The organism is Pelatocladus sp., assembly GCF_059505505.1.
Genome location: NZ_JCACKS010000211.1, coordinates 40720 through 43316, shown reverse-complemented (window position 1 = coordinate 43316; position 2597 = coordinate 40720). Strand labels below are relative to the sequence as shown.

2 protein-coding genes are annotated in these 2597 nt (G+C 38.0%); one reads left to right on the top strand and one right to left on the bottom strand.

Annotated elements, in window-relative coordinates:
* Nucleotides 1-648, bottom strand: a complete 648-nt coding sequence (locus AC5JMK_RS18435) for a class I SAM-dependent methyltransferase (protein WP_096677057.1) — start codon at nucleotides 646-648, stop codon at nucleotides 1-3.
* 120 nt (nucleotides 649-768) lie between these two features.
* Here AC5JMK_RS18435 and AC5JMK_RS18430 point away from each other — a divergent pair, with 120 nt between their 5' ends.
* Nucleotides 769-2508, top strand: a complete 1740-nt coding sequence (locus AC5JMK_RS18430) for an ArnT family glycosyltransferase (RefSeq protein WP_495910749.1) — start codon at nucleotides 769-771, stop codon at nucleotides 2506-2508.
* The last annotated feature ends 89 nt before the right edge of the window (nucleotides 2509-2597 follow it).

The following is a 2597-nucleotide window of genomic DNA, read 5'->3' as shown; positions in this document are numbered from 1 at the left end:
TTAATTCTCTCGTCTAGCGATCACTGCATAAAACGGATCTCCTCCTGATGCACCTAACCACTGAAGAAAAATTGGTGTATTTGATTGCCGAGCAATCACTTTTGGGGTAGTAAATCCATGTACAGAGTTAAAATAGCCTTTAACTAATTCAACTCTGGTTCCTTCTGATGCATCTCGCCAAACTTGGATAGCTTTTTGAAAAAACATGCGGTTAGAAAAGCTAATAATTGCAATCCCATCTGGTTTGAGGACGCGATAAATTTCGGAAAATACTGCTTCAGGATATTGCAAATATTGCACAGAGACGCAGTTGAGAACAGCATCAAATTCTTGATCCGGAAGTGGTAAACGAGGATTTTCGTTGATATCTTGGACAAAATAATGATCTAGACGGGGATTACGTGCTAATTCCTCAGCGTTGAGTCCGTGTCCTTCCACATGCTCAAATTGCATTTCTTCTGGTAGATGAGAAACCCAACTACTCATGATATCTAAAATACGTGTGTTGTGTTGGAGGCGATCGCGATATAAATCCGTTAGTTGTTGAATAAAGCCTTCGTCTACATGAGTGACGAAGCGGGGAAATGAATAAAATTGCTTGTCGTCGTCTGCGTCAAGTTTAGTACGTTGTTCTGGTCTAAGTAGCATAGGACTTTGATTAGGAGAAGTTTTGCCTAAATTTGTGTATCACCATACGTATATTAGAAACAGTCTGAAAAAATAGGTGAGTCTATCAAACATCTACCAATCGCGAAACAATAAAATTCAATGTTATTTAAGTTACCAAATTATCAATTAGCGTGGCAGCGTTTTCGTTCTTGGGTAGGCTTTCCTTACGTAACTTTGTTATTTTGGATACTGCCGTTATTGTTATCTAATTCTGGTCATAGTAGCTTGATGGCCCATGACGAAGGACTTTATGCTTGGCGATCGCGTCAAATGTTTGATTCAAGTAATTGGATCAATCCTTGGTCACAACCCCATCATAAAACCCCAGGTCTTTACTGGTTAATTGCCAGTTCTTACACCCTATTTGGTATCAGTGAGACTAGTGTGCGTCTGCCAAGTATGATTTTGGGTGTATTGAGTATATTCATTCTCTATGAAATTGGCAAAATTTTATTAAATCAAAAAATTGCTTGGTTAGCTGCTGTAATTTTGAGTGTGGAATTTTTGTGGTTACAATACTGTCGTTTGGGTACACCTGATGTGCCAATGATTTTTTTGGTAATTTTGGCAATTTTGGCTTTATTAAAAGCAGAATTAAATCCTCAATATCGCTCTGTTTATAGCTTGGTTGTTGGTGTTTGTTTTGGTTTAGGTTTTTTAGTCAGAAGCTTTATGATTTTTTTGCCAATGATCGCTTTGTTTCCTTATCTGATTAGGGAACATCGCCGTCATCGTCATCTGACAAACCCTATGTTGTATTTAGGTTTTTTGCTGGGTTTAATTCCGACATTAATTTGGCTGTGGTTAAATTTTTCACTCTACGGCATTGATACTATAGAAGAATTATTAGAATTTGTATTTCGTCTAGGTTCTCAAGAACGTGGCAATAATGGGGTTTTATTTTATCTATGGAATGTCCCTATCAAGGTCTTTCCTTGGTTTTTATTTGCTGTTATTGGTGTATTTTTGACTTGTCGTCGCCCTATTTATCGCTATCAATTAATATTGGTTGGTTTGCCATTAATTTTATTTTTTGAAATCAGTATTTTCTCGACTCGTTTACCTCACTATAGCCTTTGTTTATATCCTTTCATTGCATTGCTGGCGGCTTTAGGATTGGACTGGCTGGCTAGTGTGGGTTTTGATGGTAAGAGGTCGATTAGAGAATTAGGAAAAGATGAGCAGACAAGATTAACTTATCTCAAGAAAGTTCCTCGCAATCTCAGCTATGGGTTTGGTGTGATTGCTATTTTATTGTTGTTGACAGGTAGCTTAGTTTTTATTTGGGGTAGTGGTGATCTTCGCAAATATGCAACTATTGGTTTGGCTTTAGGCTGTGGTTGCTTGATTTTACCTTTAGTGTGGATTGGTCGTTATCGCTTTGGTAAAAAGTTTCTGAATTCCAACTACTGGTTGGCTGGTTGGTTGATTCCGGTTTGGTTAGCTTTGGCTGTTGTTGGTAGTCATGGCTTTTTGAGTGATTATAATCCAGATCTGAGAAGTTTTTTAGCACAGCCTGCGATCGCTCAAATTTTGCAGAATCATTCTATCTATTTTGTCAAAGCTGGAGGAAAAACAGGAGTCCTACTTGATTTCTACACTCCTCACCACGGAGAAGATGTAGATACTATTTCGGAATTACCAGTTTATAGCTATGCTTGGCTCTCTCTACAACGAGTGACTGATTTATCTACACCTCATCGTGTTTTGGGTACTGTGCAGAAACATCAATTGATTCAAATCTTGCAGGGTGGTTTCATACAAACAGAGAAAAAACCTGTCCAAGTTGATTGGATAAAGCACGTTGTGCTTGAGAATAGTACGGAAACCAAAAAATAGAGCGATCGTAATAAAAAAGTTACGTTTCAAGCTTGGAGTTTCTTGTTTCAAGCTCGGAGTTTCTTGTTTCAAGCTCGGAGTTTCTTGTT